This window comes from Lederbergia sp. B243.17, assembly GCF_057657925.1.
In genome coordinates this window covers 1-25973 of sequence record NZ_JBWBKF010000048.1, presented here as the reverse complement: position 1 = coordinate 25973, position 25973 = coordinate 1, and the positions used below count along the sequence as shown (strand labels likewise).

The window sequence follows — 25973 nt, the reverse complement described above, 5'->3', positions numbered from 1 at the left end:
TGAAATCTTTTTCTCGTTTATCAATTTTTTATCGAAAAATGCGGATATAAAGAGATTATCCTGATTTTACACAGGAATGAGTCTGTCCTAAGATGTGGTTACCCCCATCACAAAGGAGGTGAAAACATGATCAACCAGGTCACGCTTGTCGGCAGATTGACAAAAGATCCGGAACTCCGCTATACAGTGGAGGGAAGGGCGGTACTCAATGTGACGCTTGCTCTCAACCGCCATTATCGTAACGTCAATGGCGAATTCGATGCAGATTTTGTACTCTGCACGCTCTGGAACAAAACAGCGGAAAACACGGCGAAGTATTGTAAAAAAGGCTCCATCATCGGAGTCGTAGGAAAAATCCAGACGAGGCAGTATGAGAATGAAGACAAAAGGCGTGTATACGTGACCGAAGTGATTGCCGACTCGGTGAGGTTCATGGGAGGGAAGAGACAAGAGCAAGAGGAGCGAAAGGAGGAATCCGTACCGCTTCCGCCATTTTGACAGTCTTGGAAAGCCCCCGCTTTCAAGGACTGGAAGAAAGGAGCTGATCATTTGGCAAGTGTAAAAGGCGCGAACGACTCGATTGAAATTCTCATCAGTGACCTCATCTTCAAATTAGGGAAGGCCCACCAGCAAATCCACCAGCTTACCATCCGTATCGCCAACTTGGAAGAGACTCTCCGTCAAGAGCCGTCATCGCAGCCGCTTTCGTCCCACCCCCGCCCGGTAAAAAGAGTGCATGTACAATAATCCCCTGTACATACAGAACCTAACCACGCAGTGCCAACCCCGTTTTACTGCCCCATTAGAAAAGGGCTGTCCCTGAACAGGAAGACAGCCCTTCATTGTTGATCAATCATGAACGCCAGGCTGGAGAGAAACGGCAGCCATTCAGGGCCAGCTGTTATTTCCCCTTGATAGTGCAAAGCCTCAGCAAGTCTCTCACTCGATGTTTTCGCGTGATCCCAGAGAAGGGGCAGGGGTAACGGAGCCCGCTCCTCCACAAGCCCATCAACCTCAGCCTCGCAAATACCCCTCAACAGATAATCCATCCGGAGAGCAGCTTTTTCCCGCTCCCACTCGGCACTCGCATCTTTTAAACGCCTGAGGGCAGCTGCCATTTCTTTTGCGCCCTCAGGGAAATCTCCTTCATGCTCCTGCAAATCTTTCCACCTACCCTAGGGCAAGCAGGCTTTCCAGCTCTTCATTGGAAAGCTCCGTCACCCATTGATCACTGCGGATGATCTCATCGTTCAATGATTGTTTTTTCTCAAGCATCATATCGATTTTCTCTTCAAGTGTTCCGGTCGTAATCAGCTTATGGACATGGACGAACCGGTTCTGGCCGATCCGGTAAGCGCGGTCTGTCGCCTGATTCTCAACCGCCGGATTCCACCAGCGATCGTAGTGGATCACATGATTTGCCGCCGTCAGGTTCAATCCTGTACCGCCAGCTTTCAGCGAAAGGATGAAGAAAGGGAATTCTCCGGCCTGGAACCGTTCCACGTACTGGTCGCGCTTCGCCTTTGGCATGCTGCCGTTCAAAAACGGCACAGTAACGCCATAGCGTTCTTCTAACAATTCGCGAATCATTTCACCCATCGCAATATACTGGGTGAAGATGATGCACGCTTCGCCGTTTTCCATGATTGCATCGCCCAGTTCGATAAGTACGGCCAGCTTGTTGGACCGCTCCTCCACATGTGCCGGCTCTTCTTCTTTCAGATAGAGCGCCGGATGATTGCATAGCTGCTTCAGCCTGTTCAGCATCTGCAAAATTAACCCCTTCCGTTCGAAATGCGTCAACGTACCGATTTTCTGGAAGGTGTTCTGGACGAGCTGCTCATAAAGGACGGCCTGCTCTGTCGTGAGCGCGCAATATTCCTTCTGCTCAAGCTTGTCTGGAAGATTCAGCTCCACTTCCGGATCCTTCTTCGTTCTTCTCAAGAGGAAGGGCTTGATCAGCATCTGCAGCTCGCGGATCTTCTTCTCGTCCCCATCTTTTTCAATTGGGGCAATGAATTTCCGCTGGAATTGTCCGAAGGTGCCGAGATAGCCATGGTTTGTAAAATCATAGATCGACCATAATTCCGCGAGCCGGTTTTCCATCGGTGTGCCGGTCAGGGCAATGTGGTGTCTCCCTTTCAGCTTGCGGATGGCCTTGGACTGCTTCGTATCGGCGTTCTTGATGTTCTGTGCCTCGTCGAGTGAGATCGAGCTCCAATCGATGGCGGACAGCTCTTCGAAATCGATGGCTGCCAGACCGTACGTCGTCAGCACGACATCTGCATCCTTCACTTCCTCTGCGATTCTTTCTCCCTTTGCTCTGTTTGCACCATAATGGAGCTTCACACGAAGAGAGGGGGAGAAGCGTTCCAATTCCCGCTGCCAGTTGCCGAGTACAGAGGTCGGACAGATGATGAGCGCCGGTGTTTCCTGCTTTTCGACGAAGCGGACATGGGAGAGATAAGCAATCAGCTGGATCGTTTTCCCTAGCCCCATATCATCTGCAAGACAGGCGCCGAACCCAAATTGGCGAAGGAAGACGAGCCAGTCGAACCCGAGCTGCTGGTAAGGACGCAGTTCTCCTTGCAGCGATTGGGGAACAGGCGTCACTGGAATCTGTGTCTTTCCGTTCAGCTGGTCGAGCATTTTTCGCATCGACTGGTTCAGCTCGATTTGAACTCTGGCAAATGCACGCGGATCCCACTCTTCCACGTCTGCTGGCATTTCCGCTTCATCCTGTGCAAGCGAAAAGATATCTTGGACCCTGAGCCCCTCTTTCTTCGCTTGAACCATCAAAGCCTGGATATGGGCAATCATTTTCGGATCCAGTTTCACCCAGCGGCCGCGGATTTGGACGAGGCGGCGTTCCTGCTGGACCAAATCGGCAAATTCTTCTTCCGACAGATCAACCCCGTTCATCGAGATCCGCCAGTCGAAATCAAGCATGGCATCCAGCCCGACAAAGGCCGGGCGGTAGTTTGCCGCTGTATTTTTTAGCTTTGCCTTTACATTGAGGCTTGCTTCCCGCATTGCTTCCCACCAGGAAGGAAGCAGGATCTCGATGCCGAGCGCCAGCAGCTTGCCGCTCGCATCCGTAAGGAATTCCCAGGCTTCAGACTCCTCAAGCGTACGCGCGAGAGTGCCGTCTTCACCAGACAGCCAAGGGAAAAGCTTGATCCAGCGCTCTTGTTCCTTTTTAATTTCCGGCAGGAGGGCGGCGAGCCGTTTCGGCAGCTTGCTTTTCCGCTCGAGCGTGTACAAACGGTCAGGTCGTTTCGGATCACGTGCGACCGTCTCAAGCAGCCAATCCTCCTCATCCTCTTCAGGCTCCGTCAGGCGGATTCCGATTGTGTACGGGGCAGGCTCTTCCCCGGAAATCCCTGACCACTCGCGCCATTTTTCTTCATCAAAATAATCATTCTTCTCTTCTGCGGTGAGCGGGCTTTCTTCAAGCTCCTTCAGCTTCCACGCGAGTTCGGTTCCTCCGTGCCCTTTCTCCAGAAAGGAGGTGAGGGCAGTACCGAAAAAGCGGGCCGCAAAGGAGCGCATCGGCTCTCCAAAGACATCCTGCTCCCAGAAAGGTGCTGCAAACTCATCCCAGACGATCTGCGGGACTTGCCAATGCCAGGATTCTTCTTCGCCATCGATAAACTCGGGAACCCAATTCCCGCTGCCGATCGCTTCCAGCATGATCGGGGCAACCGCAAGCAGCGCATCCGCAGGCTCTGCCCATTCCCAACGCACTAGGGAGTGGAAACGCTCATTTCCGAGCAGGGTCACAAGCGAATAGCCGTCAATAGAAATCCCTTCATGGCCTTCCACCTGCTGTATCTCAAGAAACGTACCGAAAAAGCTTTCCTGATGCCAAAAAAACAATGGCTGTTTCCAGGATCCCGGACGTGCTTCAACGCCATTCTCATCCGTTACATATATGAAAAACTGCCCTTCTGACTGTGGAGTTATATGGATCGTGAAAACATCAAGCTTCATCGTCGATTAACTTTCCTTTCCGGCATTCTTCCTGAAAAGCCCGTAGTCGTTTCGTGCGCTTCATCAATTCTTCAATAAACAAATCCCACTGACCCAAAAGCTTCTCCTTTTTATACAGCTTCTGCAGGCGCTTAAGGTAACGGACCGCCTTCCGGTAGGAGTCCCGGTTCCGCTGATTAATGAAATCCTGGATCACCCGGTGATAAAGCGGGAACAAGGCGGATGGCTCGGCCTTGGCGATCAGTTCGATCGTTTTTCGATCCATAAATTCAAGCGACCGGTCCGAATACGCTTGCAACTCCGCCCAGCGCCGGTAGTCCTCCTGTTCAAGCAAGAAGGCTAGATAATGATAGAGGCTGTGGGGGAGCAGGTCCATATAGATCGACTCCCGGGACGCAAGCGGCAGTGATTCTGTTTCGATCGTCTGCAGCAAAAAACGGACGAACAGGGACTGTTCATAGGTGTTTGGCATTCCGTGGATATGGGACATGATTTTTTCTAGCAGGACGGGAAGGAACCTCTCGAGCCGCGCCTTAGACTTTCCCGCCTGGAGTCCTTTCAGCCAGCGGATCGCATAGACAGCAAGCCAATCGCCCTCTTCTTTGATCCGTTCAATCGCCAGATCATCTTTTTCCAGTAAGATCGCCAGATGGATCCTTGCAGCACTGTGGCGCCAATCTGCGGGTTGGGCCAGGAGCCGGTCAAGCTCTGTTTCCCGCTCGGCAGCTGCAGTGAACAGCATCTGCCAGAAATCCAAATATAAATCGATAAATGGATGGGAAAATGCACCGTTCATTTCAAGGTATCGGGCACTTTCCTCTTTTAGATAGCGATAGTATTCATCGAATGCGAAAGGAGAGGCGGCGGCCGAAAGAAGATTGAGCGCATCCTCTGCTTCCTCGACGAGAAATTCATTGAAATTCAGGACTGGACGGGGTGCGCTGTCTTCACTTTTATACAATTCAAGCCATTGTTCGCGCATGATTTTTAACGTTTCAACCGCGGCAAACAGCCTGAACAGCGGCTTCCATTCCCTTTCGACAGGGGCAAAGCCGAGCAGCCGCCGGTATTGGTTATGCGCCCATTCGACCAGTGTATATACATTCTGCTGCGGCGGATGGGCGAATGCCGTTCGGATCCGCTGCAGCCATTGCTCATAACTCTTTTGTGGCACTTCTTCTTTCAGCAAGTCGGAGCCCCGCTTTAAAGTGGAGAGCACATCTTGTATTTCCCAGCTTTCTTTCCAAGACTGAATCCAAGAAAAAGGACTTTCCACACCGCTGCGCTCAAGTGCCGAGAAAAAAACGGCGGCTTGGTGGCGGCAGATGCCTCCTTCATGGCAGGCACAAGTACTTAATTCTGAGTCAAGCAGATTGAGTTCAACGAACGCGGGTGTCACATCATGAACGACAGCTGACACCTTGCCCGGACCAAACCGGAGACCGTGCACAAGCTGGTGCCGATTCAACAGCAAACCCCGCTGAATCAGCTTCTGGTGCGTCTCGCTCCGCGCATCCAGCTCCTTCTTCAAGTCATCGCTATATACTATAATTTGCTGTTGGATAGGACTCTTCATGATCAAACCTCCAAAACCTTATTATACCGTGACGGAACAGGAATTGTCACGAGCACGGGAGGATGAATTGAAGAGGGGAATAAAAAAACACAGCCTGGGGCAAAGCGCGTTTTTCGCTGCTTTTGCCAGGCTGTGTTTCTTTAATAAAACTTTTTATAGCCGTTCAGTTTGCTTTTCCAGTAGGACTCTTCCAAGTTGTTAATTTGGACGCCTTGTTCATCGGCATGGATGAAGTTGCCTCCGCCGAGATAAATGCCCATATGGGAAATCCCTTTTTTATATGTGTTTTCGAAAAAGACGAGATCCCCCGGCTCCGGGTTCGTTACATAGTGCGAACGGTCATAATAGCCGTCCGTGCTGAGCCGTTTTATCGGATTGCCGCTTGCGTTGAATGCATGGTAGATGAACCCGCTGCAATCAAAGCCCGCAGGTGTTGTTCCTGCCCAAACATAAGGAGCACCGAGCAGCGCTTTTGCCGTTTCAACGACCGGAAGCCCTGATCCGGATTCCGGTGCGGGACGCTCAGGCGAAGGCGCCGGAGCGGCATTCTGGCTGCTGCCGATTTTCAATACTTGGCCTGCATAGATGAGGTCGGACTTCAGCCCATTCAATTCCTTCAGGCTGGCGACTGTCGTCTTGTAGCGCAGCGCAATTTTTTCGAGCGTGTCTCCAGCAGCAATTGTATGCTTTAGTGCCGATGGATTTGTCTCAGCCGGCTTGACGACCGGCGGAGCAGGAAGGACGGCATCCTTGCCGATCTTGATCGTCTGCCCGGCATTGATCACTTCGCTTTTCAGGCCGTTAATTTTTTTAAGCTCTGCCACTGTTGTATGGAAGTTCGCTGCAATCTTGCTTAAGCTGTCGCCGCGTTGGATCGTATAGATCCGGGTATCCTGCTTGGCCGGTGTCCCTTGGATAGCAGGAGGAGCAGGCTTCTGCACTGCTGCTGTACTGCCGTCGAGGACGAGGATTTGCTTAAGTTTGACGGCATCGCCCGTCAGATTGTTTAACTGCTTGATTTTTTCAACCGTCGTGTTATGTGCCTTTGCAATTTTCCAGAGCGAATCCCCGCTTTTCACTTCATATGTAGCCGCGGAGACCGGCCCTGAAAATGAGGATGCTATGAAAAATGCCGCCGTCGCACCAATCACTTTCTTTCGCATCGACAATTTCCCCCTGACAAAATCCTGCTTTTTTCCCAATTGTACCATACAAAGGAACAAATCTTGCAAGCTATTGTTCTATTTAATCAGTTTGTAACAATAGGAGAGAATAATCAGAATTGACTTTCAAAAAAGGCCTTCCTATCATAAAATAAAAGAGAGACATTGAAGGAGGCGCAACGATGGAGAAAAAGCAAACACGGATTGAAACAGAAGTCATTCATGCCGGTTACCATGCACCCGATTTTGACGGCAGCCTGACTCCGCCGCTCTACCAGACCTCGACATTTACCTTCCCAACGGCGGAAGCCGGGGAGCAGCGGTTTGCCGGTGAACAGGAAGGCTATATTTATTCCCGGCTCGGCAACCCGACCGTCCAGACGCTGGAAGCACGAATGGCTGTACTGGAAAAAGCAGAGGCGGCACTCGCATTCGGCTCCGGTATGGCTGCTGTAAGCGGAGTTCTGCTTCATCTGACGAAAGCCGGCGACCATGTCCTCTGTTCAGAAGGGATCTACGGCTGTACATTCGGCCTGCTCGGGATGATAGAAGAGAAGTACGGCATCACCCACGACCTGATCTCGATGGACAGAGAGGAAACGATCCGCCAGGCAATCCGCGAAAATACGAGTGTCATTTACGTTGAGACACCGATCAACCCGACGATGAAATTGGTCGACCTGAAAATGATCGCCGATATTGCAAAAGAATACGGCATTCCGGTCGTCGTCGACAATACATTCTGCTCCCCATACTTGCAGCAACCGCTCGCACTTGGCTGCGATTACGTTGTCCACAGCGCGACGAAATATATCGGCGGCCATGGCGATGTCATCGCCGGACTCGTGGCCGGAAGCAAACAGAACCTGGACGAACTGGCTGCAACTGTCCGCAAGGATATCGGAGGCATCATTGCCCCGTTCGACGCCTGGCTGCTTCTACGCGGACTGAAAACACTGCCTGTACGGCTGGATCGTCACTGTGACAACGCCGAAAAAATCGCAGAAAAACTGAAAAACCATCCGCTCGTCGGCAAAATGTATTACCCGGGCGACAGAGACTTCCCGCAATATGACATCGCCAACCGGCAGATGAAACGCCCCGGCGGCATGATCAGCTTTGAAGTGAAAGGCACGAAAGAAGACGCACAGCGCTTCTTAAACGAGTGCAAATTAATCAAAATCGCCGTATCGCTCGGCGACACCGAAACACTGATCCAGCACCCGGCAACGATGACTCATTCAATCGTGCCGGCTGAAGAAAGACAAAAAATGGGCATCAGCGACACGTTGATCCGCCTCTCTATCGGTCTCGAAGCATGGGAGGATATATGGGAGGATCTTGAACAGGCGATGAATGCCGCAGCAGGCGTGCCCCAACTGGAAGAGAGCAAGAACTGATCCTCAAAAAAAGGAGCCGTTAGTCGGCTTCTTTTTTTGTGAGATGCCCAAAAATACTATTCTCAAGCACATTCCAGGTGCCTGAGAAAGATAGATTCACCCCTCGCAAACCCGCACTATTACCCGCTTTTCCGCAACAGGAAACTATTGAAATGTAATTGTTACATAACTGTAAAATAGCTTTGGTAGTTTGTATGCTAGTATTGTAAACAGTTACAACAAATAGACTAGAAGAGAGTCAATAATTACCGGGGGGAAAAACTAACAGTGTCTATCGTCAAAAAAGCTTTGGTTTCTTTACTGGCAGTATTGATGTTCGCTCTCGTCATTGGACAAGCCGGCAACGCAAGTGCGGCTGTTAACGGAAATGCAATTATTGAATCAGGGAAGAAGCTATTAGGTGCTCGTTATACATATGGAGGGACAACTCCAAGCGGGTTCGATTGCTCAGGCTTCACAGGCTATACATTCAAGCAACACGGAATCAACCTGCCGCGCTCTGCTGCAGAACAGCACAAACTGGGCAAAGCGGTTAGCAAAAGCGAACTTGAGCCGGGAGACCTCGTGTTCTTTAACACAGGCGGACCGAAAATCTCACATGTCGGCATCTATGCTGGCAATGGAAAGTTCATCCATGCTGCAAGCAAAGGGGTTATGATTACATCCCTGGATGATCCGTACTACTGGAAATCAAAATATGTCGGTGCAAAACGCATACTTTAAAATGACAAGCTGCCAGGGTGAAAATCCTGGCAGCTTTTTTGTGTGTGAATAGGCAGGCATGTAAACACAATCTGATGACCTTTGTCCTCCGGATTGTAGCTTCCCTTATTTCAGCTGGAATGTCCGGGTGATCTCTATTGCCTCCTCAAGTTCAATTGCCGGCCGGTTGAAGTAGAGATCATAGAGGAAATCGCTGTCCTCTTCAGGTTTAATATAGAAATGGTCCTCTTGGATGGCGTCCATCGTTTTGACGTGGAACATCCTCCGCTCTGTTGGATAGAGCATCCCCGGAACCTCGGGATCAACCTCCCAAGCCATATACTTTTTTCGGTCGTCAGAGGCTTCCAGCTCCTCCGCCGTTGTCACCGCCAATCCCCCGATATACGCCCCATTTCTGATAAAACGGTAGCTTCCGTCTTTCTGCTTTTCCATCACCGTGTCTGCGGGCAAATCAAGAACGACCTGTTCGAGTGGATCGGCGCCCGGGCCATATTTTTCAAAGAAGATCGTGCCGAGCAGTCCAAAGAAGACTAGAAAGACGGCGGCACTGAGCAGGCGGGGGAGAAGATGTCGCGGCGCCCGCTTTTTTGTACCTTCACCGGATTTCACGTTTTTCCAGATACGTTCTTTCTGTTCTTCGCTCATTGAGAATTTTGGAAACTCACTGTTTATCAAATCCGACGCCTCCTTCCTCAACAGACTGGAGATTTTTGCGCAGCCTCGCCAATGCCCGGTGATAGGTCACGCTCACTTTTGGCTTCGGCCACCCTAGTATATCCGCTGTTTCATCGACGGAATACTCGAGCACGAGCCGGCAGAGCAAAACTTGCCGGTACGAAGCCCTCAACCTGTCAATTTCCGCATAAATTGCAGCCAGCCTTTCATCCTGGAGGACGAGCTTCTCAGGGCCGGCTGTGCTTTCCTCATTCTTGGAGACATCGAACAGCCGCCATTTTTTTCGTTGACGGTGCTGATCGACCGCGTAACGCTTGGCAATCGATAGCAGCCACGTTTTCGGCGAGGACTCTCCCTTGAACGATCCCGCGGCTGCCCGCAGAAACACTTCCTGGACCGCATCCTCCACATCAAATGTCCCTGTATAATAGATTAGAAATCGATAAACATCATCCCCGTATTCGAGGAACCAATTTTCAACTCGGTCCCAATCATGCACGCTTTGCCACCCCCCTTATTAAGTAGACGGACAGCGGCCGGAAATCTTTCACTTCGTCTAAAAAATTTCGCCGCGCATTATTTGTCATCCCTTGCCCACAATCCTATAATAAAGATAGCATGCCAAGTTTGTTGAGGAGATGAAGAAATGCAAAAAAAGGTAGTCATTAATGCCGCATTGTACACTGGAAACGAGGAACAGGAGAAAATCGAAAACGGCTATATCCGTTTTGATGAAAAAGTACGTGAAATCGGCGAAATGGCAAACTATAAAGAACAACAGGGCGAAGAAGTCATCGATGCTTCGGGAAAAGTGATCATCCCCGGCATGATCGACATTCATATCCACGGCGGGTACGGTATCGACGTAATGGATGCTGATCCTGACAAACTCCTTTTCTTGAGCGAAAAATTGCTCGAAGAAGGAGTCACTTCATTCTTTGCCACAACCATCACGCAAAAGCATGAAGAAATTACGGATGCGCTCCGAGCAGTGAAAGTCGCCAAGGATAGAGGCGCTTCAATTGAAGGCGTGCACCTTGAGGGGCCATTCATCAATGAAAACAAGGCAGGTGCCCAGCCGCTCCAATACATCGTACCGCCGGATATCGACCAGTTTCTGGAGTGGCATGAAGCGTCAGGGGAGCAAATCAAGCTTGTCACCTATGCGCCGGAAAAACCGGGAGCGCGCGAATTTGAGAATGTGCTGATCGAACGCGGCATCGTGCCGTCGATGGGACATACAGACGCAACACGCGAACAACTGCTTGAAAGCAGAACATCACACGCTACTCATCTGTTCAACGCCATGAACGGCCTTCATCACCGTGATGCAGGCGGCGCCGGTCATGCTTTGTTGAAAGACGGACTCTATGCAGAAATTATCTGTGACGGCATCCACGTTGTGCCGGATATGGTCAACCTTTCATATAAGGTGAAAGGCGCGTCCGGCATCTCAATTATCTCGGATGCCATGCGGGCAAAAGGAATGCCGGAGGGCGAATCTGAGCTCGGCGGACAAAAGGTCACGATCAAAGACGGGCAAGCTCGCCTCGAAAACGGCTCACTAGCCGGCAGCGTCCTTAAAATGGATGACGCCTTCCGCAACGTGATCGAGTTCACCGGCTGCACAATCGAAGAAGCGGTCCGCATGACATCCGGCAACCAGGCGCGGGAATTCCGCCTTGAGCACAAAGGCAGCCTCGCACCCGGAAAAGATGCAGACTTCGTCATCATGAGCGCGGAGCTGAAAGTAGAAAAAACCTATCGGCTAGGCGCCGGAAACTAAGGGGGATCTCAAAAGTGGAAATTATCAAAGTGAAAACTGAAGCAGAAGCATCGAAAAAAGCATTTGAACTTGTGAATGAAGGAATTAAGAATGGCTCCATCCAGACATTGGGCCTTGCTACAGGCAGCACACCGCTGAATTTTTATGCCAATATGCGCGAAGCAAAACCGGACGTAAGCAACGTGACAACCGTCAACCTGGACGAATACGTCGGCCTGTCCGATGAAGATCCGCAAAGCTACCGCTATTTCATGGAAAAAGAACTTTTCAGCATCTTGCCATTCAAAGCAAGCTACTTGCCGGACGGCACTGCTAAAGACCTTGACGCAGAATGCGCTCGGTACGACCAAGTGCTTGCCGACCATCCGATTGACCTGCAGATCCTCGGCATCGGCACAAACGCACACATCGGCTTCAATGAACCCGGCACACCGTTCGACACCAAAACACATGTCGTGGAACTGACACCTTCCACACGTGAATCAAACCGCCGCTTCTTTGAAAAAGAAGAGGACGTTCCAACCCATGCGATCTCCATGGGCATCGCCTCCATCATGGCAGCGAAAAAAATCATCCTGCTCGCATTCGGCGAAGCCAAAGCCGAAGCGATCCAACAAATGGTCAACGGCCCAATCACCGAAGACTGCCCGGCCTCCGCACTGCAAAACCATCCGGACGCCATCATCATCGTCGACGAAGCCGCAGCCAGCAAACTATAATCATAAGAAAACTCCCCGCATTTGGGGAGTTTTTCTTATTTAAAGGGGGGGGAGAGCGTGCGGATATCAACCAACTTTCGGAATATATGTCGCAACCAGAGGATATATTACCGAACTGGCGGATATATGTCGCAACTACGAATTATATTACCGAACCGGCGAATATATCGACAAATTCGCCCAAGTCCGCGGGCAGAAAACAAGGTTGCCCACCCAAACCAAACTCCGCGCTTGCCCTTAAGTAACAGAGCGCAATCCGAAGTGGCTTTTTTGACCTCGGTAGCAGTGAACCCGGGCGTGCATTCCCAACTTTGAACCGTTTTGCGCAGAAACCCCGCCCGAGATCCCGCTGAAAAGTTGGATATCGCCGTCTCAGCGAATATAACGACAACTCGGCGCCATAGCCATACAGAAACATGTGCCATATTTCACAACGACAAGCTCAGCCGTTAACTTCATGTTTATTGCCATTCCTTAAAAGGTAAAGACAGATAGACTACCGATAACTAACTTTTTGGGAGGTAATAGGATGTTCGATTCAGGTTATTGGGCCGCTACATACATGAGCAAGCTCCCCAGTTTGATTTGGGCCCTGATTGTATTGCTTGTCGGCTGGATTGTTGCCCGCATGGTCGGCAACGGAGTTGAAAAACTTTTGCGCAAAACGCGCTGGGACGAGAAAATTTTTGCACCGGAGCACCATGGGGAAGGAAAGGCTTCCGGGAAAAACGTTGATACAAACAAACTGATTGGAAAAATTGTCTTTTGGGTTATCCTCATCTTTGTCTTCATCCTATTTTTCCATCTGCTGAACCTCAGCGCAGTTGCTTCGCCGTTCATGGGCATGTTCGGAACGATGCTCGGATTCATTCCGGCATTGCTGAAGGCCGCACTCATTTTACTGCTTGCCTTCGTCATCGCTTCCGTATTGAAGATGCTCATCGTGAAAATCGGCCAGAAGGCTGCGATCGGCAACTTTATGAAAAAAATGAATGTGTCCGACTCGGAAGAAAGCAGCAAGAAAGCTGTAACTACAGCAGGGAACATTGTATTTTACCTAGTCATGCTGCTCTTCATTCCGGGCGTCCTGTCTGCACTTAACATTGATGGCGTTGCAGGACCATTCGGCGGCATGCTGCAAAACATGCTTGCCTTCATTCCAAAACTGCTTGCAGCGGCGCTCATTCTATTGATCGGCTGGCTCGTTGCAAAACTGATCCGTGACCTTGTTACAGGCTTGCTGAAATCCGTTGGCACAGAAAAATTCGCACACCGTCTCGGCCTGCAAAAGGTACTTGGCGACACAACGCTCTCTTCAGTCATCGGTACAATTGTATTCGTACTGATTATGATTCCGATCGTCATTTCAGCGCTTGACCAGCTGCAGATCCGTGCCATCACCGATCCAGCTGTCGCAATGCTGAACGACATCATGACGATGATTCCAAACATCGTAGTAGCTGCATTGCTGATCATGATCGCAGTTTGGCTTGGAAGATGGGTGCGCCAAATCGTGGCCGGCCTGCTTCAGCGGGTAGGATTCGATTCAATGACACGCAACATCTCCCTTGGCAACTGGAAGCCGGCAGCGGGCAAAATGCTAATGTCCGAAGTTGTCGGGTATATTGCACAAATCCTGATCGTCTTCTTCCTGACGATTGAAGCCTTAAACCTGATCAAGCTTGAATTCCTCGTTACGATGCTAACGGCCATCACGGCGTATCTGCCGCATGTCATTGCCGCGGTCATCATCCTGGCAATCGGTCTGATCATCGGCAACATCGTGGAAAAAGTACTTTCCAGCATCTTGTCTGGACCAAGCTTTAAAGTCATCACAGCCGTCGCAAAATATGCCATCATCGCACTGTCCGTGTTCATGGCACTTGACCAGCTCGGCGTCGCAGCGATGATTGTCAACGCCGCGTTCATCCTAATCCTTGGCGGACTCGCACTCGCATTCGGCTTGGCATTCGGCCTCGGCGGAAAAGACTTTGCGAAAAACTACTTGGCCAAACTCGATAAAACCATCGAGCAAACCAACGTCGACATGACGAAAAAACCGGCCAACCCAATGAAACCAAACGATGGCCCGGCAATGGGACAAAAGCCAAACATGGCCCCGCCTGCTGGACCAGGCAGAGGAGGACAGCAACCTCCAACACCGGGATCCAACATCACACCGCCTCCTGCACCAGGCACCAACATGCCGCCAGGAAGCATGGACCCAAACCAACCGCCAAACCCAAACACACCAGACCAAAACCTAGGCGGAAACGATGATCCAATGGAATAATAGATACAGGAACAGCGCCCATCCTTTTGATGGGCGCTGTTTTTGCTTGTGGGGCGTCGAATTGAAATGATATCTACCGCCTCCGACAATTTATGTTCATCTCGGGAAAGTTATCTACCACCCTGGCGATTTTATGTAGCTCTCGCCAATTTTATCTGCAATCCTAGCAAACTTATCGACCAATTACCTATAAGCACGGCAAGGGCAAGTACACGGGTAAAGAATGGACCCGCGGAAAAATAGCTCATCTACTGTTCCTTAACATGCAATAAAATCTCTTTGATAGGAATATGGTAGCGTCTGCCTCTGTTCTCTCCAGTGTAAGAGGACGCGGATTTCTTAAGCAATCGAGCGGCGGTGCGGGCGTTAAGATCGAGAAAAGCGGCCAATTTACCTACAGAAACCTTATCATCTACTAATAAATAAAAATCCAGGAGAGCGGAATAATGCGCCAGCTGATCTCTATGACCGCAAACAGGGCAGTGCCAATTCCCGTAAACCCGCTCCATCTTTATTGTTGAATTGCAGGGACGGCAATAAACTCCCTTATCCAAGTCCTCAATTGTCAAGCCATATTGAGATAATGGTCTTGCATGAAATGGCTGATCCAGCCTTTTCAAAGCCCTTGTCATTTTTTTCAGTTGAGTGTCTGACAGTCTTGGGATTTTATACGTTTGCAGGAGAGCTTCCCAGAGTGAGGGCAGTTTAGCGGGGCGGATCACCAGTTTTTTGGCATCAGGGTAATCGGGGCAAAATTGGATGATTGAATTGGTGCTTGTGACCACAACAAAGGGGTGGCCAGGAAGTTGAGAAAGCTTCTGTTTTTGAAGAAGCCGGCTAAGGTGATACTGCTGGTTCTTTACTTGGAGAACCGGATCCTGAAATGAATCGGTACTTTCACTATAGGAGCGAATCAACTGATGTTGTTCAAACAATAACTGGCCGGCAATATGCTTGATTTCAAAAATGAGATAGAAATGAGTGGTTAAAATGAGAAAATCAATTTGCATGAAGGCAGTGCTTGAAAGGGGCAAGCGAAGGTTTTTAAAAATGTGGACTTCTTTCTCAGGCAGGAGAGAGAGGTAATAATCAAAGGATTGCTCCCCGCGCAAACCGGCCTTGCGCCTGGCCAAGTCTCCTTCTATCCGTTCGCGGAGTGCATCCGGTAAAAGCCCCCTATGCAACAACCTCTCCAGTGAGATAATATCTGCGGCAAATCCTCTATCCTTTTGGATCATTCTTTCACCTTCTTTACTTTGATACCACACTATTCGACATTTCAGGGGAAATACCTTCAATTTGAGGGCCCTCGTGCATACTCTCGCTTCTCACTCTGACAATATAGTCCATCCCAGCGCAATCCGTGTCCGCCTCAGCCAAAGAATCTACCATCCTGGCGAATTTATGTCGCCCTCACCGAATAAGTCTACCACCTTGGAAAACATATCGACCAATTCACCTGTACGCGTAGTGGAATTCAGAAGCACCGGACAGGCAAAGCCGCGCTTTGTCCTTAAGTAACCCTAAATTACTTATCAGCGCGGCAGGGAATCTGCATAATAACAAGCAGTAACCGCGTACTAGGGGTTCGAATTTCCCGTAACGAATAGAATATCCGGTAAAACCGGATATCTTGTAGCCATCTCAACACTCCAACTGCGGCTATTGTCCGCCCCAGTGCAATCTATGTCCGTCTCAGCCAAAGAATCTACCATCCTGACGAATTTATGTCGCCCTCACCGAATAAATCTACCACCTCAGCAAAGATATCGACCAATTCGCCCATGCACCCTAAATTCATGCACTACTTCACAAACCCGGCACCCACGCCACACCCAATCCCCACGCACAGCCCAATCCCATCCAAACAAAAAAAACCAGGCGCCCCCAGCGCCTGGCCATACTCCAAAATCCAAAATCTCTATTCCTGTACTTCGCCCAAATCCCTAAACAGCAGATAAGCCAAGTAGTATGCTTCTTTGCCTGTCAGTTCTTTGTCCTCAGGCAGCTGGCCGATGATGGTTTCATCCAGCAAGCCTCTGTTGACGAGTTCGTTCCAGGCTGCGTCGCCGCTTGCGTCAACGCCGTATACTTTGAGCATCATTTCGGCGGCGCGGTTGCGGGTGGTCGGTTGTTCGGTGTTTGTGACGAGGGCGCGCATGTTCATCAAGGCGTCTTCGTATTTATCACCGGGTTCGATTCGTTTTAGGCCGGAGAGCAGGTTGGAGAAGCCTAGTTCGATCATCGGTTTGTCGACCGGCAGTTCGTTTTGGTAGCCGCCAACGACAAGGCCGTAGTTGAGCAGTACTTTTACAGCCGGGTAGAACCATTCGCCTTTATATGTGTAGTCCAGCTCGAACGAATACAGATTTGCGCCCTGATCTTTCAGCTTCGTCTGTAACTCCGCGATCAGTTTTTTGTCCGCAGACATGTCACGGAAGGAGATGTCCTTCCCATTCGCAATCGCGGCTGCGGCACCTGCCGCTTCGCCTACGCTCATCCCAGTCGGAACAACGCGGGCGCTGCCGGCGGCGATGGAGCCGTATCCGGATGCTTTTGACGCGATCAGAAGACCGTCGACTTTAAGCGGGATGAGAGAGCGGAATGGGACGGCAAATTGGACTGGGTCCGAAATGACGTAGCCATAGTCGCCAGGCGAGGTTGCCTGAACGTCGACCGGATAGGCGCTGAGAGCAACGCTGTCCCAATGGTCACGGTTTTCCCAAACATCGGCCATCGGAATTTGGTATTCGGCGAGCACGTGGCGTGTTTCGCGCACATACAATTCAGTTGGGAATTCAGCGAGCTCCGCGTTTTCAAAGCCCGGGAATTCTTTTTGCAAATAGGCGAGGATGTGCTCGGATTCTTCGCGGCCGGTTTCGATCGCTTTCCTGCGCTCCTCTGGGTCCAGCCCGTCAATGCCAAAAATCTGCAGCGCATTGACATACACGCTGCCGTCATCCTGCCTCACAATATTGAGTCCGCGGAGGCGGGTGTTGTCAAAATGCGGCTTGTAGTCGTAATGGAGGTCGTTGAAGCCCCAGCCGACATTATCGGTTACATCAGCACCGCCGAAGACGCCATCCGTACCGGCTTTCTTCACAGCGGCCCAATCGACATTTTTAAAGTGCATGACGAGGGTCACGGCCATTTTACGGTCCTCAAGACCGATGTCCGCACCGCCTTTGAAATAAGGAGCATCGGCCAAAACAGCGAGGTCGGCATCCTGCGTTGAATCGATGAAAGCTTTGGCTTTGATGACTCGCTCCTTGCCGTCTTCATCGACGATTTTCACACCGGTGAGGCGGGTGCCGTCCATCACGGCTTCCTCGACTTTCGTGTTCAAAGAGAGTGTCAGGTTCTTTTCACCCTGGACGAGCTTCATGAATGCGAGGCCCGCTTTTTTAATATCAAACCCGTGCTTCAGGTCGACTAGCCTGTGCCATTCGAGGAAAATCCCCGTGTTTGCCGGCTTGCCTTTCATATCGTTGCTCGTATCAAGGAAGTTCAGTGCTCCATATGTAAAAAGTCCGCCAAGACCGTCACGGTGCTCGATCAAGAGCGTCTTTTCGCCGTTGCGGGCTGCTGAGACGGCCGCGGCCACCCCTTCAGGTTCTCCGCCGACAACAACGACGTCGTATTCTTCTTCCAATACAGGCGCCTTATACGGTTCGACCGACTGTTCCAGCGTACCCCCGGATCCTTTTCCGGACAGATAGACACCCCAGACGAGCAGGCCGACAATCGCAAATAGCATGGCGCCAAATAAGATGAGCGCATTTTTCGTATGATTCATTTGTAGTCAAAAGGCTGTCTCAACACGCCTGCCGCCAACCTGCGGCCCAGGCGCTGACTTTGAGACAGCCTGTCCTCCTTTTTATTTCTTAAATTTTTTGATCAGGTCACCGAGCAGTACGTTGTCGGAGACGCGGAGCCGGGTCTGGGCTTCCTTGTAACCGTCGCGGCATGCTTCGACATCTGTCGCATTGCGTGTACTTAAATCATAGCATGTTCCGTTTTCAAACACGCCGTCCTGTGAAGCTTTAAAATAGACCGTTCCGTCCGTAAAGGAGCCGTAGCGGAAGGCGACAAGATTGTTCTCGCCGGCCGTCATGGTATGGCCCATCATATAAAGCGGGTCAGGAACATTGCCGAGCAGATCCAGAACGGTCGGCGCCACATCGATCTGGCCGCCCGCATTCTCGTAGATGCCTTTTCCTTCGTCATTCGGCAGATGGATGATGAGCGGAATCCGGTTGTACAGCTGATCGATCGTCAGAGGATCCGTCGTTTCTCCGGCCACTTTTGCCATTGACTCATTTTCGGCCACGCCGTAGTCATGGTCACCGTAAATCATCAGGACAGTATTATCCCAGAGCCCTTCCTTCTTCATCCTCTCGACCAAATCGCCGATCGCTTGGTCGACGTAATGAACCGAATGAATATAATTCGCGAAGATCCCCTCATATGGGCTCACATCTAACTTTTTATACTCAGGCTGGATGTCATAAGGGTGATGGCTCGACAACGCGACCATGAACGCATAGAACGGCTTGTCGAACGTCAGCAGCTTGTCAACACTCTGCTGGAAAAACGGCCTATCGCCGAGTGTCCAGCCGGCCACTTCGCCAGGCTTGAAGTCCTTGTCGCCGAAGAAATGGTCAATGCCCGTGTTCTGATACATCGCATACCGGTTCCAGAACGTCTTGTCATATGCATGGAACGCCGCCGTTTCATAGCCCTGTTTCTTCAACTCGGAAGCGAGGCTGTCAAACGTCTTGTTCGCATGCTTCACATATACTGAACCTGCGGTCATCGGATGGAGCGATTCATTGGCGAGAAACTCCGCATCAGACGTCCGTCCTTGGGCAGTCATATGGTAAAAGTTGCTGAAGTACATCGAATCGCCGATCAGCTTATTAATATTCGGCGTAATCGCTTCGCCGTTTATATCACGGTTGATGAAAAAGCTGTTGAACGCTTCAAGCTGGATAATCATCACATTTTTGCCCTTCGCCGTGCCGTAAAAAGGTGATTTCTCCTTCAGCTTTTCCTGATGATTGGTGAACCAGTCCTCGACCTGTTTCTGCTGCTCAGGGCTGACCGTCTTCTTATTCAAGATGTTTTCATCAATCGCCTTCCACGTATCAATCCCATGGAAACCGAGCAATCCGGCCTGGTTGTAGACAGACATATTATACCAGGTCTGCTTGAAAAGGACATCTCCATATTTAGAAATGTAATGATTGATCGGCGCCATTGTGAACAGATAACCTGCCGCAAAAACGACAACCGCGACGACAGTCTTCCATTTATAAGAGAGGCCGGAATTCCATTTGATCTTTTTAATGAGCAAGAAGATGAGCAGGGGAATCCACACGACAAAGTCGAAGAAGAAGGCCCAGTCGCTCGTCTGCATTAAGCCAAAAATACTGTCCTTGATCGCGCCCGTCTGATTTGCCTGTGACAGAACCGCCATCGACAGCAAATCGTGGAAATACCGGTAGTACACGAGATCTGCAAATGCCAAAATCGAAATGACGAGGTCAACGATTATCAGCGCGATGAACTGCTTTCGGCCGCGTAAGAGAAGCGTCCAGAACATCGTAAGCAGCAACGCGCCGAGCGTCACGAGGAAAACTCCGCGGTAGAAAAGATCCAAGCTGCCTGTATCTGACAGCGCCTGGAAACTTTCACGGAAATACTTCACAGCTCCGTTATAGAAAAAAATCGTATCTGTGTGCTTGTTGAAAGTGTACAGCTTGAACAAAACCAAAAGAAAGAACACGATAAAAATCACATGCTCCAGAAGAAAAGCCTTAAGGCCTTTTGCAAATTTTGCCATCCCTAAAATCCTTTCTTTGTCGAGAATCCCGACTGGCTGTGCGAGATCTGAAATTTATTATGTAATGCTTATCATTCCTACGATACCGCTTAGACTGCAATTTATCAAACGTTTTAGTAATTATCCTGTTCTGCCAAAATTCGAACCAACGTGTACAAATTTCCTAAAAACCCACAAATTAAACTTAAAATATGGTAAACTATGACGAAATAAGGTATAGAAGCCAAAGGGAGGGAATGGGAAAGAAAATGAACAACATGATACGCAAGACGATTTTGGCAGCATTCCTCGCCATTCTATGGATTGGAAGCTTTGCCTCCACCCAAGCAGCGGCGGCAGCCAAATTCACGGATGTCCCGGAACAATACGCACAAGAGATCGAGTACCTCGTCCAAAAAGGTGTGGCACAAGGCAAGACAGACACGACTTTCGGCTCCAACGAAAAAGTCACTCGCCAAGAAGCAGCTACTTTCCTCGGACGCGCCCTGGGACTGAACGGCACACCCGGAAAAACAAAATTCCCGGATGTGAAGCAAGGCACTGTCTACTCCGGCTATATTAAATCAGCCGTGGAAGCAGGCATTATCACTGGTGACACGAACGGTAAATTTCGGCCAACGGACACGATAACACGCGGAGAAATCGCGTTTCTTTTAACAAGAGCATTCCATTTCAAGGAGACAGGCAACGTCTTTTACAAAGATCTGCCGGCAAACACTCCGAAAGATCAGCTTGATGTAATCAAGAAGATCACAACAGCAGGCATCACAAAAGGAGAGCCGGACGGTACATACGGACTAAAAGTGCAAATGAACCGGATCGACTTCGCCGTTTTTGTAGCAAGAGCCCTAAACCCGGAATTCCGGGTCACATATGAAAATGCAACAATCGGTTCAAAATATGTACACGCCACCGAACTGAACGTCCGGTCTGGCCCAAGCACCAATGACGGGATTGTCGGCGTCCTGAAGCAAAACGAAAAAGTCGACGTGTACGCTCATGTCGGCAGCTGGTCCTACATCACAAACGGCACAATCACAGGCTATGTGAGCAACACTTATCTTGCTGACACACAATACGTCAAGCCGACACCAACACCGCCGGTAACAGGCAAGCATGTTGTCGCGATTGACGCAGGGCACGGGGGCAAAGACCCTGGAGCATCCGCAAACGGACTGCGTGAGAAAGACATCAACCTTGACGTCGCCCTGCGCGTCGAGAAAAAACTGAAAGAACGCGGGATGAGCGTTGTCATGACCCGCAGAACTGACGTTTTCCATGAACTTGGCGAACGCGTCAAAATCGCGGAAAATGCCGGGGCCGACACATTTGTCAGCATTCATACCAACTCCTTCACGCCGAGTGCGAACGGAACGGAAACGTACTACTACAACACAAACGACACACGAGGCGCCAACAGCAAAAAACTGGCAACCATCATCCAAAACAAATTGTACAAAGAAATCAGCACTTCGAACCGGGGCGTCAAATCCTCTGGCTTCCAAGTCATCAAGTACAACAAACTGCCAGCCGTCCTCGTTGAACTCGCTTTCGTCACCAACACAAGCGACGCGCAAAAACTCGGCTCAGACTACTACAAAGATCTGATGGCCGAAGCTATCGCCGACGGAATCGAAGAGTATTACAGAACGAAATAATGCTAGAACGAAAGACGGGCCATGAGCCCGTCTTTTTTGTTGGTTGGGGAGGAGAAGATAGGAGGGAGTAGTTGCTGAGGCGACGATATATTTTGTGAGAGAGCGATATCCGGAGGGAGGGCAGGTTACTTGATGGCAAGCGCGGTCGAAGATACGAATTGGCTCTATACCCACCCGCGTATAGATCTAGTTGCTGCCATATCTGCCAATTCGGTAATAAAATCTCTGGTTGCGACATATAATTGCCAGTTCGGTAATATATTCTGCAGTTTGGTAATATAATCATCAGTTACGACCTATATTCCGAAACTTGGTCGATATCCTGGAAACTGCCTGATCAGATCGCGTCCTAAGAAGTGAAACGGCACAGAATCAACCCGCTGCCAGTTCAATTTGTTGATATATATACCAGTTCAGTGCTATAACACCTGGAAAAACTTCGCCAACAACCTCCGCGGCTACATCTCCAGTAAACGCAGACCCATCGCCGCGCTTCTAAAAAAAAAGCAGATGCCCGCCAAACGAGCATCCGCCACCGTCTACCTTACATACCGTTCTCCAACAAGCAAGTCCCTTACCACATCTGTAGGAATCACAAACTCTACCGGCCCCATATACCCCGGTGCCACTTCATATTCATTAAACGAAATCACGAGCTGGTGGTCCGTGTTAATGTAAAACGGCTGGTCCGGCTTAATCTGCTCAAAGGATTCGACCTCCGGATCGTCTAGCCAGTAAATCTTTCCTTCATCCTCTTTCATCTGCTTCGCCATTTGCTCCTTAATGTTGGCACTGATCGCCTCAATATACCGGTCATCCTTGAACAGACCCGGCAGCAGGATCAGTGCTTCATTTTCCTTGTCGACGGTCAAATAGCGATTTTCCGTATAGGCGGATGCCTGGGTCCTTGTCACACTTTGGCGGATGGAAAGGAACTCAGGGGTTTCCGCAATGATGTCATAGTCTCCATCTATTGCGAAATGGCCCTCTGCATCCTGGTACTCGCCGTATAACTTTTCGCTCTCGGCTACAAACGCAGCATTCAAGTTTCCTTCGAGTGTCTTATTGTCCAATCCGAAGAGTGCAGGTGTTTTCACATCCACGCTTTTTGTACCGGCTTCTTCTTTGATTTCGTGGAAAGTGATTACTTCAATAATTCCTTTAACGCCGGGAATCTTCGCCATCGCAGCTGCGGCATCCGGGCTCAGGTTCACTGACGCCGTCAGGAGCAAGGCTGCCGCGACAGCTCCCGCTGGCCAATAGATAAATCCCCGTTTCTTCCGCTTCTTGGCGAAAGTCCTCTCCACAATCAAATCCAATTCCTTTGGGATTTCCACCTCTTTATATTCCTCTCGTAGTGATTCCAGCCTTTTGTCCATGCCTACATCTCTCCCTCTTGAATTGTAATCCTCAGCAGCTTCAGCGCCCGGTAAAGCCGCGTCTTTACCGTATTCACATTCTCCCCGGTGACCTCGGCCACTTCATCAAACGTCAAATCTTCGAAAAAGCGCAGCACGACAACAGTGCGGTACTCATGAGGCAGACGATCCATCGCCTGATGAAGATCGAAATCCTCATACGCATCGCCGCTTCCTTCTCCAAAAGCCTCGAGCGTATCCGAATCAGCGAGCACCAGCCTTTTCTGTTTCCGCAAAAAGTCGAGCGCCGCATGTACGACAATCTTGTAAAACCAGCTTTTTATTGAACTTGAGTCCTTAAGCGAACGAAGCGAGACAAGCCCTTTCTGGATTGACTCCTGCACAATATCGAGCGCATCATCCTGGTTCCGTACATAACTGTACGCCAGCCGGTAAAAATCCTCTTTATTTTCCATCACACATTGAACGAACTGATCCTCAGCATCCTTCCTCATCCCACAAAAAACTCCTTTTTCGAAAATGCATTTTCACTAAATAGACGCACCAGCACTGCAAAAAGTTGGCGCGTCGAAAAAGAGATTCTGGATGCAATTCACATAACAGCCAGCCTTCGAATCATTTTGTCGATATATCCGCCAATTCGGTAATATAATCTGCAGTTGCGACATATAATCCCCAGTTCGGTAATATATTCTCCAGCTGCGACATATCCCTCGATATCTATGCGGATTCGCGTCCCAAGACCATTTTTGCGCCGCTTCCAGCTCCGCATGCCGCCCATGACACCCATTTCCACTTCTCTTCCTAATAGTTTCCAAGTATAATAGCAGAATAGAGAGTTTACCGGGAGGCGGGGGTCAGTTGAAAAAGAGATTATCAGCAGCAGTTTTTTTCGTTTTTCTTCTATTATATAGCTTTGCAAATATTACGGTTGCAGAAGCAATTTCGGACAAGGAAAAGGTACTCATTACATTTGATCAATCGATTGACCAGAAGCTGCTTGAAAAGGCGGGTATCCAGCCGAAGCAGCAGTTCACAAATATACCGACCGTTTCAGCCATCATCACAGGGGAGCAACGGCAATTCCTCGAGTCCCAGCCCCAAATCAAATGGATTGAAAAAGAGCAGTTCGTCCAAATACAATCCACTCAGACGATAACCGCCCAATACAAGCGCGTCCAAGCGCACAACGCCAAAAAGGCCGGATGGACCGGCAAAAATGTTAAAATTGCCGTCGTCGACACGGGGATCAACGGCAAGCATCCTGATTTGAAGCTTGCAGGCGGCGTTTCATTCGTCAAGCAGTCGCCGTATGACGTAGATGAGTTCGGCCATGGCACACATGTCGCCGGCATCATCGCCGCACAGGACAATGACCTTGGTGTTCTCGGTGTTGCACCTGATGCGAAGCTTTATTCTGTTAAAGCTCTCGGCAAAAACGGTTATGGTACAGAGACAGCGATCATTTCAAGTGTTGACTGGGCAATTAACAACAAAATGGATCTGATCAATCTCAGTCTCACATCGCCGACTGGCACGAAGGCGATGGAGGAGATTTTGAAGAAGGCAGAAGAGAAGGGGATCCTCACTGTTGCGGCAGCCGGGAATATGGAGGATCTGAACGAAACATTCTCCGACGTCCTCTATCCAGCGCGCTATCCATCGGTCATCGCCGTCTGCTCGCTCGAAAACAACCTCGAGCGCTCGGTGTTCTCTTACTACGGACCGTCACTTGAAGTCTGTGCGCCAGGCTCGAATGTCTACAGCACGTATTCTGATCCGAAGTCAGGGGCACATGCAGACTATGGAACAGGCTCCGGCACATCGGTTGCCGCTCCGTTCGTAACCGGTGTCCTTGCACTTTACAAAGAGGCGTATCAAGACAAGACCGGCAAGCAGATCCGCAAGATTATGGAAATGAACGCACTACCGCTCGGAAAAGGGGGACGGAACAGCGACTTCGGCTACGGCCTTGTTCAGGCACCGGGCGAGCTGCTGTCCTCTTATACCGACATCCGGCCGGACGCTTGGTATACGCAAGCAGTCCGCTACCTGTCACAGGCTGCCATCATTACTGGTTATCCGGATTCCACTTTCCAACCGGAGGGCAACGTAACGCGGGCAGAAGCAGCAACGATCATCGGCAAAGCACTCAACCTGAAGAGTGAAGGGAGCACAGGCTTCTCCGATGTCCCGAAAGGTCATTTCGCAGAATCATATATAAAAGCGGCGGCTGAACAGGGGATCATCACCGGCTACCCGGATGGCAGCTTCAAACCGAACGCCCCGATCAACCGAGGTGAAGTAGCCATCATGATCAAACGGGCCTTCCACTATGACGACACAGACAAAGCGGCATTCAAAGACGTGAAAAAGAGCGCCTACTACTTTACAGCAGTCAACGCGCTCAAGGAAGCAAAAATCACAAACGGCTACCCTGAAGACAACACGTACCGTCCGGCCAAATCAATTTCAAGAGCCGAATACTCACTCTTCATTGCAAGGGCACTAAGCGATAACTTCATCACACAATAAAGAGCAACGCGAAGTTCATTTCCACAAGGGATTCAGATCTCTTAGGATTACCTGAATCGATCCGAGGAACTGCAACAAAAGAGGCTGGGACATAACTAGTCTCTAACCAAGAGAAAGGTGAAATTGAGCGAGTCAATTTCACCTTTCTCTTTTTGTTATTTATAAATTTAGGATCCGCTTGCTGTATGGGCCGTAAACTTACGTAAGTTCACGGCCATTAACGCGAAT

General features: G+C 50.1%; 21 protein-coding genes. 9 read left to right on the top strand and 12 right to left on the bottom strand.

Annotated features, from left to right (window positions below):
- Nucleotides 1–126 precede the first annotated feature (126 nt).
- Entirely contained in the window at nt 127–498 is a 372-nt protein-coding gene (ssb, locus tag AC0TWI_RS09245) for a single-stranded DNA-binding protein (RefSeq protein ID WP_488126060.1), read from the top strand.
- 51 nt (nt 499–549) lie between these two features.
- The gene (locus AC0TWI_RS09240; protein WP_488126059.1) at nt 550–747 is read left to right on the top strand and encodes a hypothetical protein; all 198 of its coding nucleotides are present in this window, start codon (nt 550–552) and stop codon (nt 745–747) included.
- Between the two features lie 92 nt (nt 748–839).
- Here AC0TWI_RS09240 and AC0TWI_RS09235 read toward each other — a convergent pair whose 3' ends face one another.
- The 4 genes from AC0TWI_RS09235 to AC0TWI_RS09220 form a co-directional block, all read right to left on the bottom strand.
- Nucleotides 840–1160, bottom strand: coding sequence for a hypothetical protein (locus tag AC0TWI_RS09235; RefSeq protein WP_488126058.1), 321 nt, complete (start codon nt 1158–1160; stop codon nt 840–842).
- Between the two features lie 10 nt (nt 1161–1170).
- Entirely contained in the window at nt 1171–3993 is a 2823-nt protein-coding gene (locus AC0TWI_RS09230) for a DEAD/DEAH box helicase (protein ID WP_488126057.1), read from the bottom strand.
- The gene (locus AC0TWI_RS09225) at nt 3983–5569 is read right to left on the bottom strand and encodes a hypothetical protein (RefSeq protein ID WP_488126056.1); all 1587 of its coding nucleotides are present in this window, start codon (nt 5567–5569) and stop codon (nt 3983–3985) included. Before AC0TWI_RS09225 ends, AC0TWI_RS09230 begins: the two co-directional genes overlap by 11 nt.
- Nucleotides 5570–5709: 140 nt before the next feature.
- Nucleotides 5710–6732, bottom strand: a complete 1023-nt coding sequence (locus AC0TWI_RS09220) for a C40 family peptidase (protein WP_488126055.1) — start codon at nt 6730–6732, stop codon at nt 5710–5712.
- A gap of 182 nt (nt 6733–6914) precedes the next feature.
- On the opposite strand from AC0TWI_RS09220, the gene megL reads away from it, so the two are divergent.
- Together megL and AC0TWI_RS09210 are read left to right on the top strand one after the other, a co-directional pair.
- Entirely contained in the window at nt 6915–8132 is a 1218-nt protein-coding gene (megL, locus tag AC0TWI_RS09215; RefSeq protein WP_488126054.1) for a methionine gamma-lyase, read from the top strand.
- 267 nt (nt 8133–8399) lie between these two features.
- Complete coding sequence (locus tag AC0TWI_RS09210) at nt 8400–8855, top strand: C40 family peptidase (protein WP_488126053.1); 456 nt, start codon at nt 8400–8402, stop codon at nt 8853–8855.
- Nucleotides 8856–8960: 105 nt separating this feature from the next.
- On the opposite strand, the gene AC0TWI_RS09205 is transcribed toward AC0TWI_RS09210, so the two are convergent.
- Together AC0TWI_RS09205 and AC0TWI_RS09200 are read right to left on the bottom strand one after the other, a co-directional pair.
- On the bottom strand, nt 8961–9530 hold the full coding sequence (locus tag AC0TWI_RS09205; protein ID WP_488126052.1) for a hypothetical protein: 570 nt from the start codon (nt 9528–9530) through the stop codon (nt 8961–8963).
- Entirely contained in the window at nt 9517–10029 is a 513-nt protein-coding gene (locus tag AC0TWI_RS09200; RefSeq protein WP_488126051.1) for an RNA polymerase sigma factor, read from the bottom strand. Before AC0TWI_RS09200 ends, AC0TWI_RS09205 begins: the two co-directional genes overlap by 14 nt.
- 147 nt (nt 10030–10176) lie before the next feature.
- On the opposite strand from AC0TWI_RS09200, the gene nagA reads away from it, so the two are divergent.
- The 3 genes from nagA to AC0TWI_RS09185 all read left to right on the top strand — a co-directional run bounded on the left by nagA (nt 10177) and on the right by AC0TWI_RS09185 (nt 14328).
- Nucleotides 10177–11316, top strand: coding sequence for an N-acetylglucosamine-6-phosphate deacetylase (gene nagA / locus AC0TWI_RS09195; RefSeq protein ID WP_488126050.1), 1140 nt, complete (start codon nt 10177–10179; stop codon nt 11314–11316).
- A gap of 14 nt (nt 11317–11330) precedes the next feature.
- Nucleotides 11331–12035, top strand: a complete 705-nt coding sequence (locus AC0TWI_RS09190; RefSeq protein WP_488126049.1) for a glucosamine-6-phosphate deaminase — start codon at nt 11331–11333, stop codon at nt 12033–12035.
- Nucleotides 12036–12564: 529 nt separating this feature from the next.
- Nucleotides 12565–14328 carry a mechanosensitive ion channel gene (locus AC0TWI_RS09185; RefSeq protein WP_488126048.1) on the top strand — a complete coding sequence of 588 codons (1764 nt, stop codon included), beginning with the start codon at nt 12565–12567 and terminating at the stop codon, nt 14326–14328.
- Between the two features lie 248 nt (nt 14329–14576).
- Here the strand turns inward: AC0TWI_RS09185 and AC0TWI_RS09180 are convergent, their stop codons facing one another.
- The 3 genes from AC0TWI_RS09180 to AC0TWI_RS09170 all read right to left on the bottom strand — a co-directional run bounded on the left by AC0TWI_RS09180 (nt 14577) and on the right by AC0TWI_RS09170 (nt 20173).
- Nucleotides 14577–15626, bottom strand: a complete 1050-nt coding sequence (locus tag AC0TWI_RS09180; RefSeq protein WP_488126047.1) for a nuclease-related domain-containing protein — start codon at nt 15624–15626, stop codon at nt 14577–14579.
- A 623-nt stretch (nt 15627–16249) separates the two neighbouring features.
- Nucleotides 16250–18124 carry an FAD-dependent oxidoreductase gene (locus AC0TWI_RS09175; protein WP_488126046.1) on the bottom strand — a complete coding sequence of 625 codons (1875 nt, stop codon included), beginning with the start codon at nt 18122–18124 and terminating at the stop codon, nt 16250–16252.
- An 81-nt stretch (nt 18125–18205) separates the two neighbouring features.
- A complete protein-coding gene (locus tag AC0TWI_RS09170) occupies nt 18206–20173 on the bottom strand; it encodes an LTA synthase family protein (RefSeq protein ID WP_488126045.1) in 1968 nt (655 codons plus the stop codon).
- 236 nt (nt 20174–20409) lie between these two features.
- Between AC0TWI_RS09170 and AC0TWI_RS09165 the strand changes: the two genes are divergently transcribed.
- Nucleotides 20410–21831: an N-acetylmuramoyl-L-alanine amidase gene (locus tag AC0TWI_RS09165; RefSeq protein WP_488126044.1), complete on the top strand. Its 1422-nt coding sequence runs from the start codon at nt 20410–20412 to the stop codon at nt 21829–21831.
- Between the two features lie 539 nt (nt 21832–22370).
- Here AC0TWI_RS09165 and rsiV read toward each other — a convergent pair.
- From rsiV to AC0TWI_RS09150, 3 genes are all read right to left on the bottom strand, one after another.
- Complete coding sequence (gene rsiV / locus AC0TWI_RS09160) at nt 22371–23210, bottom strand: anti-sigma-V factor RsiV (protein ID WP_488126043.1); 840 nt, start codon at nt 23208–23210, stop codon at nt 22371–22373.
- 2 nt (nt 23211–23212) lie between these two features.
- Nucleotides 23213–23704, bottom strand: coding sequence for an RNA polymerase sigma factor SigV (sigV, locus tag AC0TWI_RS09155; protein ID WP_488126042.1), 492 nt, complete (start codon nt 23702–23704; stop codon nt 23213–23215).
- Between the two features lie 98 nt (nt 23705–23802).
- The gene (locus AC0TWI_RS09150; protein ID WP_488126041.1) at nt 23803–24000 is read right to left on the bottom strand and encodes a hypothetical protein; all 198 of its coding nucleotides are present in this window, start codon (nt 23998–24000) and stop codon (nt 23803–23805) included.
- Nucleotides 24001–24071: 71 nt separating this feature from the next.
- Between AC0TWI_RS09150 and AC0TWI_RS09145 the strand changes: the two genes are divergently transcribed.
- On the top strand, nt 24072–25745 hold the full coding sequence (locus AC0TWI_RS09145; protein WP_488126040.1) for a S8 family peptidase: 1674 nt from the start codon (nt 24072–24074) through the stop codon (nt 25743–25745).
- Nucleotides 25746–25973: the final 228 nt, after the last annotated feature.